Raw genomic sequence first — 16577 nt, 5'->3', positions numbered from 1 at the left:
GTCAGCGCTGGCTCATTTTGATCTAGTGTTCCCCGCACACGCGGGGATGAACCGCAGCCAGAGGACGAGGAGGAGGAGAGACAGAGGTGTTCCCCGCACACGCGGGGATGAACCGTCACATCACTCTTTAGCAATGGCCCAAAGAAAGTGTTCCCCGCACACGCGGGGATGAACCGATCGCAATAGGGAACGAAACCGTTCCTGTGTAGTGTTCCCCGCACACGCGGGGATGAACCGTGATGAATCAAAAAACTGTTTTCTTTGTTTTAGATGTTCTGCTTGAAGTGTGTGTGGGTTTTCTTTGGAGTTATGGGTGGTGCAAAAGTGATTATAGGCTAGAGTGAAATGTGGTCGGTCATGCTTGATAGCTTTTTTATGGGATAGTGAGTGCGATGAGATTCAGTTTGAGGACTGGCTAAAGTCATTTAGTAACCAATAGATTTTTAAATAAAAATAACTCTCCCATTCTCCGCCAAAAGGCGTATTCTTAGCTCCTTGATATGTTAAGACATTATAATGAAGGAACAGATTCATGACGGTTTCAGAGCAGCAGATTGAGACGCAGGACACCGTTCCGGTTACCGTTTTGACAGGGTTTCTGGGAGCGGGGAAGACTACCCTGCTAAACCATATTTTGACGACGGATCACGGGCGGAAATATGCCGTCGTCGTTAATGAATTTGGTGAACTTGGTATTGATAATGACCTCGTTGTTGATGCGGATGAAGAAGTTTTTGAGATGAATAACGGGTGCATTTGTTGCACTGTGCGGGGTGATCTCATCCGTATTCTGACAAAATTATTACGCAAACGTGGACGCTTTGACGGCATTATTGTCGAGACAACCGGTCTGGCAGATCCAGCTCCTGTTGCCCAGACCTTCTTTGTTGATGAGCATGTGCGTAATAAGGCGCGTCTTGATGCTGTTGTAACTGTGATTGACGCTTATAATATCCTGCAAACCTTAAAAGAAAGTCCCGAGGCTGTTCATCAGATTGCTTTTGCTGATGTGATTATCCTTAATAAATGTGATCTTGTGGATAAGGCGCAGCAGGAAGAGATCATAAAAAAACTGCGTTCGATCAATTCAGTAGCGCAGATTCATAAAGTAGAGCGCGGTCAGGCACGCCTGACAGATATTCTTGATAAAGGCGGTTTTGACCTTAAACGTGCCCTGGCCACAATGCCGGACTTTCTGGAAAGTGATCACCATCATCATGAAGAAGGCGTTTATAGCGTTTCCTTCAGTCTTAAGGGTGAAATTGATGAGCAACGCTTTCATGAATGGATCGGGAAAATCCTTCAGGAGCAGGGGCCAGATATTCTCAGGGCCAAAGGAATTCTGCATTTCAAAGGGGAAAAGCGCCGTTTTGCCTTTCAAGCTGTGCATATGATGGCTGATGGTGATTTTATTGGTGAGGCGAAAGACCCTTCAACTGATGAAGAATCCCGTCTGGTCTTTATCGGGCGTAATCTGAACAGGCCGGCTTTACGCCGTGGTTTTGAGAGCTGCCTTGCTTCATGACAAATCAACATCCTTTAAGTCACGAAGTGCTTGCAACACGCGGCGCGGAAAGACAGTTTGAAAGCCCTGTGATTGGGGTGAAAATATCGCGCGATAACAAGATGATCGCGGCGCTGACGGCTGATGGTGAGGTGGTTCTGATAAACCGCCTGACGATGCGTGACTCTGAAAGCTGGCAGGTTCTTACCGTGCATGATGGGGGCCTATCCATCGCACAGGGATGTGAAGGGAACAGCTTTCTGACAGGGGGAGAGGATGGTCGTGTGGTTAAAATCCTTCCCGATGGAAGCCATGACGTCCTTTATACAAGTAAAGGCTGGATAGAAACGCTTGAGAGTACCCCCACTCATTATGCTTTTTCCGTGAAAAAAGATGTAAAAATAGGGGATGCAGCAGGGAAGGATGAGCTTAAAAGCCTTAAGCATCCTTCAACGGTGACGGGCATTGCCTTTGATAAAAAAGGTCTGAAAATAGCAGCCTCTCATTATAATGGTGTGTCCTTATGGTTTGTTAAGGCAAAAGAAAGCTCGCCCCGTTCCTATGAGTGGAAAGGCAGCCATATTGGTGTTGCCATTCACCCTGATAATGAGGCTATCGTTACGTCCATGCAGGAAAATGAGCTCCATGGCTGGCGTCTTTCAGATGGGCATAATATGCGCATGAGTGGCTATCCACGCCAGGTGCGCTCTATGGCTTTTACGCGCAAAGGTCACTGGCTCGCGACAGCCGGGGCTGATTCTGCTGTCCTCTGGCCCTTTTTTGGAGGTGGTCCAATGGGGAAACCACCTTTGGAACTGGCCCGCTTGCCCGGTCTCTTCAGTAGCGTCGTTGCAACTCATCCTACTCAGGATATTATTGCTATTGGCTATGAAGATGGGGCCATCATTATTGCCGAAGTTGGTGGTGAAGAAGAAAGGGCCATTCCCGTCTGTCGTGGTGCCAGAAGCAAAGGCATTGCCCGTGGCGCCATCACCTCAATCACTTTTTCCCCCGATGGCGGCATGATGGCCTTCGGCACGGAAGAAGGTTATTGCGGGGTCGTGGATCTTTCGGCTGAAGGATGAATAATCTTATGACAGGTGGCAGAACCGCCTGTCATAAGATCCTTTATTTTATGATTAAAATGTTAATGAGAGGGTCACTATAATATCAATTACTGCGAGAAGCTCTCGCACCTTTTGCAATGGCGTCTTTTTCGCATAGTTCTTCACCCTGTTTTGTGTGATTATACCAAGGGCTACCTTGATAGTGGTAAATCATACTGCGGGTATTAAGCCAGACTTTTCGCTCGCAACCAGAGCTGACGCCCTCTTTCTGAGAAGCTGGGGGAATATGCTTTGCATGTTGTATTTGTGTTCTGTGGATAGGCTGATTATTTCGCAAGTCATCAGCCATTAAAGGTGATATTAAAAATGTGCAGAATGCACTTAAAAGAAATATCTTAAATAGTTTTACAGGCATGGCCTGAATTATTCTTCAAATCTTCGACCATTATAGGAATTAAATTTTAATAAATATTTAAAAGACTATTTTACCTTGAGAATCCAATCTATAACTCCCCGATCAGACTGAAATAGGCGCTCCGTCTTTGGCCATATTGGGGCTGGAAGATGCCGATTCCGCTGCCGTCATGGAGGGTATAGTGTTTGTCGAAAAGATTCATGATATCAACACGGGCTTTGACCTTGTGGCCGGGGATGAGGTGCAGAAAATTATATTGATAGCTTAGGTTGAACACGTCATAGGGGGCCTGTTTTCCTATATTGGCAAAACCTCTTCTGAGGCCATCTCCGTAAAGAAAATCCAGTGCCACAAGCTGGCGTTTTGTATGCCAGGAGATGCCGGCGTTGGCAGTATATTGGCCTTGATGGTCTAAGTGAATTCTATGATTTTTGATATAATCTATTTCCTCCCGGTCGAAATGATATTGCCCTGAACTGATTCCTTTCCCATAGGTCTGGACGTAGGAGAAATTACCATAAATCTGCCAGGGGCCAGAATGGAATGAAAGCCCTGTTTCAGCACCATAGATCTGCCCGCGCCGGTAATTAAAGGGTGTTGTGATAATGGCCTGACCAAATTGCCCGGTATCAAGCAGATTATGTGCCCATTTACTATAACCATCAATATTGAAATCAAGATGCGGGGTGAGGGCTGCCGTTAGACCCGCATCAATATAATGGGAGGTTTCAACCTTTGGGACATTATTCCCATTTGTCTCTGGCGCATTTGTTGTGTTTTCGAAATGTTTTAGGGACTTTGAAGAAAGATATTGAGGTGAAGGTGGCGTGAAATAACGGGCGTAACCAATATGGAGAGTCAATTTCTGATCAGGTTTCCATACAAATGAAGCACGGGGACTGAGCTGATGATCATGTGTAAAGGAGGAGGCAAAATGATCGTAACGGATCCCGTAATTGAAAGTGAAATAATGGCTGATCCGGAATTCATCCTGAATATAGGCGCTGGATTCAATGGCCCAGTTCCCTGAATGATCAATCAAGCGATGCGGTGTAGTTGAGCTGACATTTCCTTCCTGATCAGTCGGGAATAAAAGCGTATTCGTGCCAAGCTTTTCGTCAGTATAATGTCCCAGAAGTCCCGCCCGTAAGATATGATCCTGGGCGACGTTCCAATGAATGTCAGCCTGCATACCGCCTGTTGTGAAGTCATTGATCTGTTTTTGTGCAACGCCCTGATAGATCAGGTCTTTTGCCTCATCGGGGAAATAGGCCAGCCTGCCATAACGGAAATAGGGTGAGAGCTGAAGGCCAAAATCATCCTGCTTATAATTATAGGAAAGGATGGCATAATGATTCTGTTCGTTCTGCCGGTCTTTAATAAAGCGTGAATTGAGATGATGGGGCATCTCTGCCCCAATGCCGATAGGGGGGTAAAGAGGATCAAGATTAGGTGTTGAGGGAAGGCGAAAATCTCCATAGGACGTGCTGGCGATAAAGGTCAGGCTGTTATGGGTATTAAAATGCCATGAAAGATAAGAAAACCCTTTCTCTTGCTGCGTGAGATCATGAACGGCTCGAAATGAATTGGTCGGGTTTTCAATGCCGAGCGTATTATGATTATAAGAAAGGCTTATAAAATAATCGAACTTGTCATGAGTGCCCCCTAACTGGAGCGAGGGGGTGATCGTATTATAGCTGCCGCCATAAAGGGAGAGTTCATTATGATTGAGACCCGCCCCTTTTTTAGTCGTAATATCAACAATACCAGCCGTATGAAGGCCATATTGAGCTGGTAAAATACCTGTTAACAGATTGAAGGATTGCACAATACGTGTATCGACGACCTGCCCAAAGCCCTGAAGGCTTTCTGGAAGCAAGACGCCATTGATACTATAGGTCAGGTTTCCATGTTCGCCGCGTATATGTACTTCTCCGTGGCCATCCTGCACCACGCCGGGCATATGCAGCATGACTTGATTGAAAGAGGCGTTCTCTCCCTGTGGCAGGGTTTCAATAGTTTGTGATGAAAGATGATAGGATGTCGCGCCTGAAGAGGAAATTTGTGAACGGGCCGGGTTAGATGCATGGACTGTAATATGGTCTTCAGAGTGTTTATAGGTTTTAGCTGTGGTTTCTTCTGCAGATAAGGGCGTTATAGCTGACAGCCATCCGATTGTTGTCATTGACCAGAAAAAGCTGGATCGTACAGGATAGGCCAAGAAAAACTCTCACAAAAAACCATAACCACACGGAAATTATAGAATTTCCTGCGGGAGAAAAGTCAATAAAATTTCTTGTAATATGCTGCTATGGGCGATGGGTGAAAAATTCAGGAATTTTAGGATAATGTCAGAACGTGACGATGTTTCTGACCGGAACGTTTTTCCTCATCAGCAACACTTTTGGGCTCAACATGAATATGAATGGAAGCATGACCTAGATAATTTTGGATAGCTGCTTCAATCTTGTCACAGATATCATGAGCCCTGGTGATGGACATATTGTCAATGACAACAAGATGAAACTCGACGAAATAGAGGGCACCAACACGTCTCATGCGTAAATCATGGGCTTCGAGAGCGTCTTTGCCGCTTTGAGCGATGACGTTTTTAACGCCCTGAATAAGCTCTGCGTCTGGTGCTTCATCCATCAGGCCTTTCGTAGATTGACGCACCATGCCAAAGCCAGTCCATAAGACATTCAGGGCGACCAGCATGGAAAGAACCGGGTCAAGCCATAACCACTGTAGAAGCGGAATCAGCGAGACGCCGATCACCAGAGCCAGACTGGCCCAGACATCTGACTGCACATGCTCTCCTGCAGATGTCAGGGCTTGTGAATGGCGCTTCTGGCCGATAGAGATCAGGACCCTTGCCCAGATAAGATTGATGACGCCGGCGCCTGCATTAAGCAGTACACCGAAAAATGGTTCTTTTAGAGGAGTGGGATGAAGCAGATCATAACAGGCAATTGCAAAAATCCCGATCGCTGTCAGAACGACCAGTGTCCCTTCGATGACAGCCCAGAGATATTCTGCCTTACCATGCCCATAAGGATGGTTATGATCGGCAGGGTGAGAGGCAATTGTCACAGCCCCTAAGGTTCCGATCGCGGCTATGACATTCAAAATTGTTTCTATCGCATCAGAGAGCAAGGCGCTGGAGTGGGAAACAGCGTAGGCACCATATTTAATGGCCAGGACGATGACGCTGATGGCGATGGAGTAACGGGCAATTCTGAGCTGAAGGGGTGTCATGATGGCAGGCGTTTTTAGTGATGGTGATGAGCATGATCATGCCCATGCTCATCTGAATCAGGCCATTTGTCACAATGTTCTGTATGAATAAGAGGTTCTGAGCAGATTACACCGGGGCAGAGCTCATCGGGACAGATAATTTCTCTGTCATGAGAGGTCTGGTCTTCAATTTGGAAGGTCGGGTGGCGGATGGCAAAACGTTCTCTCAGCATCTTATGGCCTTCAGCAATAATCTGTCTGGTCTGGGTAATGAGCTGTGACGCAGAGGGAGAGGGCGTAAGTGCACGTGGCACGATGTGGACCGTCAGGGCAGTCTCTGTTGTGCTCATGGCCCAGATATGTAGGTGATGGAGGTCAGCGACCTCCGGTAAAGCCCGTAGCGCCTGCTCGACCTCGCAAATATTGATGGCGGTTGGGACACCATCAAGGGCTAGATTGAGTGATTGTGTTAATAAAGACCATGTTGCCCAGATGATCGTAAAGGAGACGATCAAACTCACAATGGGGTCAATCATATTCCATCCCGTCCAGGCAATCAGTCCGCCTGCAATGACCACTGCCAAGGCCATGATGGCATCAGAAGCCATATGAAGGAAGGCACCACGCATATTGAGGTCATGTGCTGAACCCTTCATAAAGAGTAAGGCAGTGCCCCCATTGACGAGAATTCCTATGAAGGCGACCAGACTGACCGTAATGCCATGGACTGTTTCAGGATAAATAAGATGGAGGATTGCCTCCCAGATAATGCCGCCCGTGACAAGGAGTAAGATGACGGCATTTGTCAGGGCTGTAAGGATCGTTGCTCGTTTCAGGCCATAAGTAAACCGTCCTGAAGGTGCTTTTTTAGTCAGTGACTGGGCAAACCAGGCTGCTGCCAGCCCCAGTACGTCAGAAAGGTTATGTCCTGCATCTGCCAGTAATGAAAGAGAGTGAGCCAGAACACCCCAGACTGCTTCTCCCAGCACATAGATCATGTTCAGTGTAATGCCTATGGCAAAGGCTGTTCCGAATGATGTAGGTGCGTGATGATGATGGTGGCCTAACCCTTCCCCATGAGAGTGAGAGTGGTCATGATGGTCATCATGAATATGGGAGTGATGTGAAATATGGCTCATAGAGAGGTGATAGCTCATGAAGCAGCGGCAAGGTAAGAAAAAACTATTTCTACAACTGAATTTACTTTAGAAAAAGGGTCATATTGCTCACTTAGAGATTCACCTTTTTTAAAGAGTTCATCAGTGCTTCGTATTACAGACCTTCGCCTGCCCCTGACGCATAATTCAAAGGACCTGGAAGAAGCTGTCTTGAAGCGATTAGGTATTCAGAAAGCTGAGTTGAAGCATTTTCATATTTTTCGCCGGGGCTATGATGCCCGTAAGCGTCATAATATCCATTTTATTTATACAATTGATTGTGATCTCATATCTGAAAAGACCGTTCTGGAACGATTCCAGGACGACCAACATATTCGTTTGACCCCTGACATGAGTTGGTCACAGCCTGTCATGACTCTGCCTTCTGAAGAGGACAGGCCCGTTGTGATCGGCGCTGGGCCCTGTGGATTACTGGCCGGTTTGATCCTTGCCCGTGCTGGTCTGAGGCCCATTATCTGTGAGCGTGGCCGTGACGTCCGCACTCGCACGGCTGATACATTTGCACTCTGGCGTAAATCTGTTTTTACCGCTGAGAGTAATGTGCAGTTTGGTGAGGGAGGTGCTGGTACTTTTTCTGACGGCAAACTTTATTCCGGTGTATCAGATCCGCGTCATTTGGGGCGTAAAGTGCTTGAGGAGTTTGTAAAAGCAGGCGCTCCTGAGGAAATTCTTTATCTCTCAAAACCCCATATCGGCACATTTCGCCTGGTCAGTCTTGTGCAGTCCTTCCGCGAGCAGATTGAGGCATTAGGAGGGGAATATCGTTTTAATACGCGTATTGATGGCTTTGAGACAAAGGGTGAGGGGGATGCACGTTGTCTGAAAGCCTTAAGGCTTTCGAGCGGTGAAACGCTACCAGCCCGTCATGTCATTTTAGCGGTTGGCCATTCTGCAAGAGATACATTCAGCGTGCTTCACGAACTTGGCGTCGCCATGAAAGCAAAGCCCTTTTCTATCGGTGTACGGATTGAGCACCCACAATCACTGATTGATTGTGACCGTTTTGGTGAAGAAGCAGGGAATCCGTTATTAGGAGCTGCGGATTATAAACTTGTTCACCATGGCTCAAATGGGCGTGGGGTTTATTCTTTTTGTATGTGTCCAGGTGGGCAGGTTGTGGCTGCGACATCGGAAGAAGGACAGGTGGTTACAAATGGCATGAGCCAATATTCACGTGCAGAGCGTAATGCCAATAGCGGGATTGTTGTCGAGGTCAAACCCGGTATTGATTATGCGGCTGATGATGTATTGGCAGGGATTGCGTTCCAGCGCCAATGGGAGAAAGCAGCGTTTAAGGCAGGTGGCGGGAATTACAAGGCACCGGCTCAAAGAGTGGGGGATTTTCTTGCAGGAAGGCCTTCAGTAACATTAGGACAAGTGGAACCTTCCTACAAACCTGGCGTGACACCGGCAGATTTACGGGAGTGTCTTCCTGACTTTGTTATTGAAAGTCTCAAGGAAGCCTTGCCACAATTTAATCGCAAGCTTAAAGGCTTCACTATGGAAGATGCCGTTATGACAGGCGTTGAAACCCGCACCTCATCTCCATTGCGGATTGACCGTGACGAAACCGGACAAAGCCCGACCATCAGGGGCCTCTTCCCCGCAGGGGAAGGAGCAGGTTATGCGGGCGGAATCCTGTCAGCCGCTATTGATGGGATTCGGGCGGCTGAATGGCTTATAACAAGTCTGGTCCATTAAGGTTTAATGAGCCGTAAATCCACCATCCACAGGAAGGGCGACGCCTAAGACAAAGCTCGCACCGGGGCTGCAAAGCCATAAAACGGCGGATGCAACTTCTTCTGCACGTCCCAGACGGCCAATAGGCTGTTCTTTCAGAATTTCCTTCATGGCGGCGGCTTGTCCGACAAGCATGTCCGCAACCATTGGAGTGTCAATGGTGCCAGGGCAAACGGCATTAATGCGGATACCGCGCGGTGCATATTCTATAGCAGCGCTTTTGGTCAGACCAATGATGCCGTGTTTTGAAGCGTGATAGGCTGCACGACAAGGCAAACCAATTAGGCCACCAATAGAAGAGCAATTAACAATTGCACCACTATTTTGCTTACGCATCTGCTTCAGCTCATGTTTCATGCAGTTCCATATGCCGCGTAGATTAACAGCATTGACTCGGTCAAAATTGGAGGCAGGTTCATCAGCGGCATCGCAAGGGGGGACCTGTATCCCAGCATTATTGAAGGCTATATCCAGATTACCAAGCTCTTGAACGGTCTGGGTGATGGCAGCAGCGACCTGTTCTTCGTCTGTAACGTCGCAGATTATAGGGAATGTTTTTAAACCTTCATTATTGAGGGAATGCGATGCATGTTTTAGTTTTGCAACATCATGGTCGAGCATAACTGCGACAGCACCAGCCTGTGCAAAAGCACGGGCTGTTGCCAATCCCATGCCGGAGGCTGCCCCGGTAATCAAGGATACTTTATTTCTAAAATCATAAACAGGGTTCATTATTTTAACGCTCATGTAATTAAAAACGAACTTACTGATTTTATCGTGACAGAAAAATTTTAGTGTTGAATTTTTTTCAATAAGAATATGACTAAAATAGTGGCTTAAAAGCCAAGAGGGCGTATTTCACGAATAAGTTCAATAAGCAGTTTTAACCCTAATGGGACTTGCTGACGACTTGAATAGTAAATGTAATAGCCTGGTCCCGTCACAGCCCAATCTTCGAGAACGGTTTTGGTTTCCCCTGTTGCGAGTAAGGGTGCCTGAACAGGTTCAGAGGCAAAAAACAATCCTGCGCCATGGCGTACTAATGAAAGGCCCGTCCGGCTTTCATCAATTGTGACTGTCCCAGGGACCGAGAGTGAAAACTCCTTCCCATCCTGCTGAAACTCCCATTGATAAATGTCCTGATTGCCCAAGCGTATCCGCAGACAATGATGATTTTTAAGCTCATAGGGTGTTTGTGGCGTGCCGTAACGCTCCAGATATGAAGGGGCAGCTGTGATGATCCAGCGAATATTACCTGTCAGCCGCTGGATAATCATATCTTGTGGAACAGTACCCCCATAACGGATACCCGCATCAAAGCCTTCCTTGATAATATCAACCATACGGTTTGTGGATGTTATGTCAATTTTAATATCAGGGTAACGTTCCATAAAGACCGGAAGCACGGGGCCTAATAAAAGAGGGCCGGCATCTGAAACAATGTTAAGACGGATATGTCCGGTTGGTTTGTTACGAAAACGATTTAAATCCTCAAATGTTTTTTCTATGGATTTAAAGGGTGTGATGAGTGAATCCTGCAAAGCCATACCAGCTGTCGTGAGGGTGACACTACGGTTTGTCCGGTTAACAAGTCGGATGCCTAATCTCGTTTCCAGAGCTTTGAGAGAATGGCTGAGGGCTGAAGCACTGACACCCATTTCCAACCCCGCTTTGCGGAAATTTTTATGGCGCGCAATGGCGAGGAAATACACACAATCAGCAAGGTCAGAGCGTTCAAGTTTGATCAAGACAGAAAGACTTTCTTTTAAACAAACCAGAGAGGAGACGACAGGAAATGTCCTGATTATTTTAGGCGTCAGCATGCTTTGAAGGTAATGACTATATTTCATTGTTATGATGAATATAATACATTACTAATACTCGAAAAATGGTCTTATTCCTTCAAAAATGGTTTTCCCCCTAATGTGGCGGAGGCAATCTGTCATAGGGTAAAAATCTGTTGGCAGTTGATGATGAACGGTTTGAAGCGCATTTTGAACCATGACTTTTGGGAGGAAACAGTAACATCCTTCTGAGAAGAGATTATGTCTGTTTAAAATGTTCATAAGGAGTGCGATCATGACAGGGAAACCAGTAGCCGCGCGTAAAGCTTTTGGTGATATAGCTCCCGAACTAGCAGAGATTTCTGATGAAATATTATTCGGCCGTGTCTGGGAAGGTAAGGTTTTAACGCCAAGAGAGCGTAGTATTGTCACTATTTCCAGCCTGATTTCCTTGTATAGGGAGAATGAACTTCCCTTCCATTTGAAAAAAGCCATGGAAAATGGCGTTACAAAAGAAGAAATTATCGAAATTATCACGCATCTGGCTTTTTATTCAGGCTGGCCAACAGCCATGACAGCTTTGAATATTGTCCGTCAAATCTTTGCGGAAAAGAATAAATGATATTCAGAAAGGTACCTTAATAATGGATTATCGTTATCTTGGTAAAAGCGCTCTGAAAATATCGCCCCTTTGCCTCGGGACCATGATGTTTGGGGGAGAGACAGGGGCCCAGACGGCCCAGAGAATTATTGATATTGCTTATGATCAGGGCGTCAATTTTCTGGATACAGCGGATGTTTATCAGGGTGGTAATTCTGAAACTATTATAGGGAAGGCTGTTACCAGACATCGTCATGACTGGGTGATTGCCTCCAAATTTGGTTATGGTGGGGCAATGTCAGGCCCCAATCAGCAAGGGCAGTCAAGAAAATGGATTATAGAAACGGTTGAAGCCAGCCTTAAACGGTTACAGACTGACTATATTGATATTCTCTATTTTCATCGTACATTGATAGACGCGCCCCTTGAGGAGGGCTTGCGCACTATTAATGACCTGATCCGCCAAGGGAAAATACGCTATTATGGTGTGTCAAACTTCAAAGGGTGGCACATTGCCGAGATTGTGCGCCTTGCTGATAAACTCGGGATGGAACGACCTATTGTCAGCCAGCCTCTCTATAATATCGTGGACCGCACGTGTGAAGTGGAGCAGCTACCGGCAGCTGGCGCTTATGGTCTGGGTGTCGTGCCCTATAGCCCACTTGCGCGTGGTGTGCTGACAGGGAAATATAGCCCAGATATGCCTCCCGCTCCTGATACGCGTGCCGGGCGTGGGGATATAAGGATCATGCAGACTGAGTGGCGCCCTGAATCATTGAAAATAGCGGGGGAAATCGGCAATTATTGTAAGAATAGGGGTGTGACGATTGTTGCTTTCGCTCTGGCATGGATCCTGAAAAATTGCTTGGTCAGTTCAGTCATTGCTGGGCCAAGAACGTTGGAACAATGGGAAAGTTATGGTGCTGCTCTGGATGTGACAATTACCGCCGAAGATGAAGCTTTTATTGATGGTCTGGTCAAGCCTGGACATTCATCCACACCAGGTTATACAGACCCAGGATATCCTGTTGAAGGACGCAAAATTATTTAAAGACAGCACCCTTTTTGTGATCTTTATAAGTCAGAATTTAGGCATATCTTTGGGTTTATAGAGTGTACTGCATGCAGTTAGGATGCTGGAGCCGAGGACGAAAGCAATCGCAGAGAAAGGGAGTGTTGCTGTGGTTGCTCCAAAAAATGGTACTATTTTGCCAGCTATTCCTTGACCGAGCGAGCCAAGTGCGTAGCTTAACCCCATGCCAAAGCTGCGCTGCTCGGAGGGGAAACGCTGCGCCAGATAGTGCGGGATCAGGGCGAAAATCCCTGATGCGGCTCCTCCTGTTATAAACGCTGATGCCAGAAGCAGGGTCCAGTTTCCGGCGCAGAGAAAAGGCCAGATCATCAGCATGACGACTATGATTGTCCCGAGCATTACCTTAAGATTGCCGTAATATTCAGCGAGTTTTCCGCAAAGAATTTTCCCGCAGAAAGAACCAAGACAATAAAGTGTAATGGGCCAGAAAACAGCCTGAGGTGTGAGATGGTGATAGGTGCGTAAAATCGTGGGATAAAATGTGTAGAGAGCTGCTTTCTGGAAAGCGAGAATACTCATCAGAATTATGGCCTGAATGGCGGCTTGGCTCCAGGTGAAATGAAATTGAGGACGCTGTTTTGTGAGGACAGCCTGCTGCTGGTTTTGTTTCTGGGCTAACCAGACAGGGCTTTCCTTAATACCGAAGCGGATAAAAAGTGAGAGTAAAGCAGGAATGACCCCGATAAAGAAAAGCACCCGCCACCCGAAGTGAGGTAAAATCAATGCCTGTGCTCCTGCCGCAGCAAAATAGCCAAGCTCATATCCTGACATCATCATGGCAGAGGCAATAGGCCGCAAAGACGAGGGCACGGTTTCCATCAAGAGGGTTGCGGAGGCGGTCCATTCCCCTCCGAACCCGATACCGAAGAGAAACTGGACAGCCATGAGTGTATATAAAGAGTGGGAAAAACCTGTAAGCGCTGAAAAGATGGCAAACCAGAGCACGCCAATCATGAAAGCCGGCTTGCGTCCATAATGATCGGCCAGCCATCCCCAAAGCGTATTACCAATAAATCTTCCGATAGATTGTCCCAGTAATACCCCGCCCAGCATGGAGATTGTGCAGCCCAGATCTCTAGCAATATCGGGAATGGTGAACATGAATGTGGTCAGGTCAAACCCATCCAGAAACCAACCCATAAAGGCTGCAAAAGTAATGCGCCAATAAGGGAAAAGGGCCTTGAATCCAGATGGCGAGGAAGAAGCTGTTTTAGTCATAGAGGAGGATAAAAAAACCTAAAAGCATAAAGAGGAGGCAAGAGGGGTTAGCATTGTTTATATGGAGGGGAAAGGGTTGAGGAAGTAGCGATTCTTACAGAAAATCCAAATATTCATCACCTTAGTGGGCCTGTTTTTGTCGCGAGAGGAAACAGAGTTAACTTGAAAAACAGATAATGGACGAATAGGTTTGCCCGGATAGTTATTTTTTAACGCTTTGGGAGTCTTGTTTCGGTCATTTTCGAAGCTGGGTGGCGCAAGAATAGCGGAGCGAGGAAAGAGAGATATTTCATGGATTATGACAGTCTGTTTCAGAAAGCTCTGGATGGGTTACATGCCGATGGGAGCTATCGTTATTTTGCGGAGCTGGAACGGAAGGCGGGACAGTTTCCCAGGGCGTTTCATCATGGGATCGGGCGTGACGTCACAGTCTGGTGCTCAAATGACTATCTTGGCATGGGGCAGCATCCTGACGTTCTGAAAGCCATGCATAAAGCTCTTGACGAAACAGGTGCTGGAGCAGGTGGGACGCGTAATATTTCAGGCACAAACCATTATCATGTTGCCCTTGAGGCAGAGCTTGCTAGCCTGCATGGGAAGGAAAGTGCTCTTTTATTCAACTCAGGCTATCTCTCTAACTGGGTAACGCTTGGTACGATTGCGGCGCGTCTGAAGGATTGTGTCGTTTTATCGGACGCGCTTAATCATGCCTCCATGATTGAAGGCATCCGCCATTCACGGGCAGAAAAACGTATTTTCCGCCATAATGATCTTGAGGATCTGGAGCGTCATCTTAAAGCAATTCCTCTTGAGATGCCTAAGATCATTGCTTTTGAATCTGTCTATTCCATGGAAGGAGACGTGTCTCCTATTGAGGCGATCTGTGATTTGGCGGACCGCTATAATGCCATGACCTATCTTGATGAGGTTCATGCCGTAGGCATGTATGGCGCACAGGGAGGAGGGCTTGCCCAGGAATTGGGTCTTGAACACCGTCTCACGATTATCGAAGGGACATTGGGGAAATCCTTCGGGGTGGTTGGTGGTTATATAGCAGGCTCCGCGGCCTTGTGTGATTTCGTCCGTTCATTTGGTTCTGGCTTTATTTTCTCGACCTCTCTGCCGCCTGTCATTGCTGCTGGTGTTCTGGCAAGTGTAAAACATCTGAAAACCAGCAATGTTGAACGTGAGGGACAGAAACATGCTGTTGCTTATCTTCGTAAAAAACTGGATGAAGCGCGTATTCCCTATATTATGAATCCGAGCCATATTGTGCCGGTTATGGTGAGAGATGCAAAGCTTTGCCGTCAGATTTGCGATGATTTACTGATCCGTTACGGCCATTACGTACAGCCCATTAACTATCCTACTGTACCAAGGGGTACGGAGCGTATGCGCTTAACGCCTGGCCCTCTTCATAAAGATGCCGATATTGATTCACTTGTATCTGCTCTGGCAACACTATGGGATGAATATCAGCTGGAATATGCCAAGGCAGCATGATTTCCATATAAATGAGCGCCAGATGAGAACTCTGGCGTTCAATCATTTTTAAAAACCGGCAATGATTTGAAAATCACAAAAAGCGCCTTTTGGTTCGGCAAAAGCGGTCATGTGAACATGTCTTAATCGCCAGCCAACATCAAAGGTCATGTTGAGATAGCGGTTTACTTTACTATTAATATCGATACCGATACTCGAAAGTGTAGCGGCGCGAGAGCTGTCTGACGTTCTTTTGACCTGTCTGGTATCAATCCAATCCCAGAAAAAACCGAGCTTCTGAGTGTCTTCGATAAAAGGCAAATGGACCAGCTTTGCAAAAGAAAATGATGGAAGAAAAATTTCTTCACTAAAGCTGTTAGCATTACTGCCAAAAGAGCTGTTTACGAAATAGCCACGCCCGTTACTCAGCCCTCCTGCGGAAAGCTGTTCACTATAAAGCAGGTTTTTTGAAGCGCGCTGGAAGGTTACTTTTGTGGTGGTGGAGAGCTTCCAGGGTAGTTTGAAAGAACGTGTTAGTGAAATGCGGTCATATACATAGTTGGGTCCACTTCTGTCCGAGATAGCGCGATAGGCTTTTTTATTGTCATTGCCTGTCAGGCCACCTGGTCCATAATAAAACTGATTATTGATTTTTGTTTGTCCCCAGGGGTCCTGAATAGAGCCATTATATCCAATGACAAACTGATTTGTGTCAGCCTCAGAGACATAAGCATGGCGTTCTATGGCGGGCATATAGGGTTTATAGGTATCTGAGTTGGTTGTCTTCCAGTCAAATCCCAGTTGTATGATACCATCCAGGCCAAAATCCTTCCCAAGGGTAATATGATCAATCATATGAAGCCAGCGGATGGAAGCTTGACCGCTTTTGCCTGTATCTTTTTCATTATGATCGTCAGAAAAAGGGTTTGTCTGGGAAAAACTTCCATAAATCTGTATAGCTGAACGGTTTGGTAACGGAATGGTCCAGCTTGCAGCATGATTATTGGAACGCCCTGTATCAGAACGGTTAAATTGATAGGTCAATATTTGGCCAAGGTTAAATGCGTTCCCCCATGACGTGCCAACATACCAGTTCAACCTGCCTGTTGTTGGGTCTCCCTGATTGGAAAAAGCGGCATAGCCATAGACAGGGAAGCGGTCTGCAACACGGAGATCAACATCTGTATAGCCATTTTTCTGGCCGGGATGGTAAATCATATCTACAGTGTGAAAAGGGTTGCGGTTCATCCAGTTAAGA

Annotated in this window: 14 protein-coding genes and 1 CRISPR repeat array (1 of these 15 running past the window's edge); of the genes, 6 read left to right on the top strand and 8 right to left on the bottom strand. The window is 46.7% G+C overall.

What is annotated here, in order from left to right:
• Positions 1–237: a CRISPR direct-repeat array (repeat unit 29 nt; unit sequence GTGTTCCCCGCACACGCGGGGATGAACCG) (it extends 890 nt beyond the left edge of the window).
• Between the two features lie 295 nt (positions 238–532).
• Complete coding sequence (locus AC3B6P_RS00070) at positions 533–1525, top strand: CobW family GTP-binding protein (protein WP_489804129.1); 993 nt, start codon at positions 533–535, stop codon at positions 1523–1525.
• Complete coding sequence (locus AC3B6P_RS00065) at positions 1522–2589, top strand: WD40 repeat domain-containing protein (protein ID WP_489804128.1); 1068 nt, start codon at positions 1522–1524, stop codon at positions 2587–2589. Before AC3B6P_RS00070 ends, AC3B6P_RS00065 begins: the two co-directional genes overlap by 4 nt.
• Positions 2590–2674: 85 nt before the next feature.
• On the opposite strand, the gene AC3B6P_RS00060 is transcribed toward AC3B6P_RS00065, so the two are convergent.
• The 4 genes from AC3B6P_RS00060 to AC3B6P_RS00045 all read right to left on the bottom strand — a co-directional run bounded on the left by AC3B6P_RS00060 (position 2675) and on the right by AC3B6P_RS00045 (position 7362).
• Positions 2675–2986 carry a hypothetical protein gene (locus AC3B6P_RS00060; RefSeq protein WP_489804127.1) on the bottom strand — a complete coding sequence of 104 codons (312 nt, stop codon included), beginning with the start codon at positions 2984–2986 and terminating at the stop codon, positions 2675–2677.
• An 88-nt stretch (positions 2987–3074) separates the two neighbouring features.
• Positions 3075–5207 (bottom strand): TonB-dependent receptor, encoded by a 2133-nt coding sequence (locus tag AC3B6P_RS00055; RefSeq protein ID WP_489804126.1) that lies wholly within the window; start codon positions 5205–5207, stop codon positions 3075–3077.
• Between the two features lie 119 nt (positions 5208–5326).
• On the bottom strand, positions 5327–6244 hold the full coding sequence (locus tag AC3B6P_RS00050) for a cation diffusion facilitator family transporter (protein ID WP_489804125.1): 918 nt from the start codon (positions 6242–6244) through the stop codon (positions 5327–5329).
• Between the two features lie 14 nt (positions 6245–6258).
• Positions 6259–7362 (bottom strand): cation diffusion facilitator family transporter, encoded by a 1104-nt coding sequence (locus AC3B6P_RS00045; RefSeq protein WP_489804124.1) that lies wholly within the window; start codon positions 7360–7362, stop codon positions 6259–6261.
• Between the two features lie 123 nt (positions 7363–7485).
• On the opposite strand from AC3B6P_RS00045, the gene AC3B6P_RS00040 reads away from it, so the two are divergent.
• Positions 7486–9102 carry an NAD(P)/FAD-dependent oxidoreductase gene (locus tag AC3B6P_RS00040; protein ID WP_489804123.1) on the top strand — a complete coding sequence of 539 codons (1617 nt, stop codon included), beginning with the start codon at positions 7486–7488 and terminating at the stop codon, positions 9100–9102.
• 3 nt (positions 9103–9105) lie between these two features.
• Here AC3B6P_RS00040 and AC3B6P_RS00035 read toward each other — a convergent pair whose 3' ends face one another.
• Both AC3B6P_RS00035 and AC3B6P_RS00030 read right to left on the bottom strand, forming a co-directional pair.
• Entirely contained in the window at positions 9106–9873 is a 768-nt protein-coding gene (locus AC3B6P_RS00035) for an SDR family NAD(P)-dependent oxidoreductase (RefSeq protein ID WP_489804122.1), read from the bottom strand.
• A 104-nt stretch (positions 9874–9977) separates the two neighbouring features.
• A complete protein-coding gene (locus AC3B6P_RS00030) occupies positions 9978–10889 on the bottom strand; it encodes a LysR family transcriptional regulator (protein ID WP_489804121.1) in 912 nt (303 codons plus the stop codon).
• A 331-nt stretch (positions 10890–11220) separates the two neighbouring features.
• Between AC3B6P_RS00030 and AC3B6P_RS00025 the strand changes: the two genes are divergently transcribed.
• Both AC3B6P_RS00025 and AC3B6P_RS00020 read left to right on the top strand, forming a co-directional pair.
• Positions 11221–11547, top strand: a complete 327-nt coding sequence (locus tag AC3B6P_RS00025) for a carboxymuconolactone decarboxylase family protein (RefSeq protein WP_489804120.1) — start codon at positions 11221–11223, stop codon at positions 11545–11547.
• Positions 11548–11569: 22 nt separating this feature from the next.
• Positions 11570–12577 carry an aldo/keto reductase gene (locus AC3B6P_RS00020; protein WP_489804119.1) on the top strand — a complete coding sequence of 336 codons (1008 nt, stop codon included), beginning with the start codon at positions 11570–11572 and terminating at the stop codon, positions 12575–12577.
• Between the two features lie 30 nt (positions 12578–12607).
• On the opposite strand, the gene AC3B6P_RS00015 is transcribed toward AC3B6P_RS00020, so the two are convergent.
• Positions 12608–13837, bottom strand: coding sequence for an MFS transporter (locus AC3B6P_RS00015; protein WP_489804118.1), 1230 nt, complete (start codon positions 13835–13837; stop codon positions 12608–12610).
• 291 nt (positions 13838–14128) lie between these two features.
• Here AC3B6P_RS00015 and hemA point away from each other — a divergent pair, with 291 nt between their 5' ends.
• On the top strand, positions 14129–15340 hold the full coding sequence (hemA, locus tag AC3B6P_RS00010) for a 5-aminolevulinate synthase (protein ID WP_489804117.1): 1212 nt from the start codon (positions 14129–14131) through the stop codon (positions 15338–15340).
• A gap of 48 nt (positions 15341–15388) precedes the next feature.
• Here the strand turns inward: hemA and AC3B6P_RS00005 are convergent.
• The coding region (locus tag AC3B6P_RS00005) for a ShlB/FhaC/HecB family hemolysin secretion/activation protein (RefSeq protein ID WP_489804116.1) at positions 15389–16577 on the bottom strand (1189 nt) is incomplete at its 5' end.

It is taken from the genome of Aristophania sp. ESL1142 (assembly GCF_058107345.1).
Note: the sequence above shows the minus strand (reverse complement) of the source record. Positions and strands in the feature narration are given on the sequence as shown.

Coding starts and splice junctions, on each gene's coding strand:
- AC3B6P_RS00070 (WP_489804129.1), top strand. CDS start 533: ATGACGGTTTCAGAGCAGCAGATTGAGACGCAGGACACCGTTCCGGTT.
- AC3B6P_RS00065 (WP_489804128.1), top strand. CDS start 1,522: ATGACAAATCAACATCCTTTAAGTCACGAAGTGCTTGCAACACGCGGC.
- AC3B6P_RS00060 (WP_489804127.1), bottom strand. CDS start 2,986: ATGCCTGTAAAACTATTTAAGATATTTCTTTTAAGTGCATTCTGCACA.
- AC3B6P_RS00050 (WP_489804125.1), bottom strand. CDS start 6,244: ATGACACCCCTTCAGCTCAGAATTGCCCGTTACTCCATCGCCATCAGC.
- AC3B6P_RS00045 (WP_489804124.1), bottom strand. CDS start 7,362: ATGAGCCATATTTCACATCACTCCCATATTCATGATGACCATCATGAC.
- AC3B6P_RS00035 (WP_489804122.1), bottom strand. CDS start 9,873: ATGAACCCTGTTTATGATTTTAGAAATAAAGTATCCTTGATTACCGGG.
- AC3B6P_RS00025 (WP_489804120.1), top strand. CDS start 11,221: ATGACAGGGAAACCAGTAGCCGCGCGTAAAGCTTTTGGTGATATAGCT.
- AC3B6P_RS00020 (WP_489804119.1), top strand. CDS start 11,570: ATGGATTATCGTTATCTTGGTAAAAGCGCTCTGAAAATATCGCCCCTT.
- AC3B6P_RS00015 (WP_489804118.1), bottom strand. CDS start 13,837: ATGACTAAAACAGCTTCTTCCTCGCCATCTGGATTCAAGGCCCTTTTC.
- hemA (WP_489804117.1), top strand. CDS start 14,129: ATGGATTATGACAGTCTGTTTCAGAAAGCTCTGGATGGGTTACATGCC.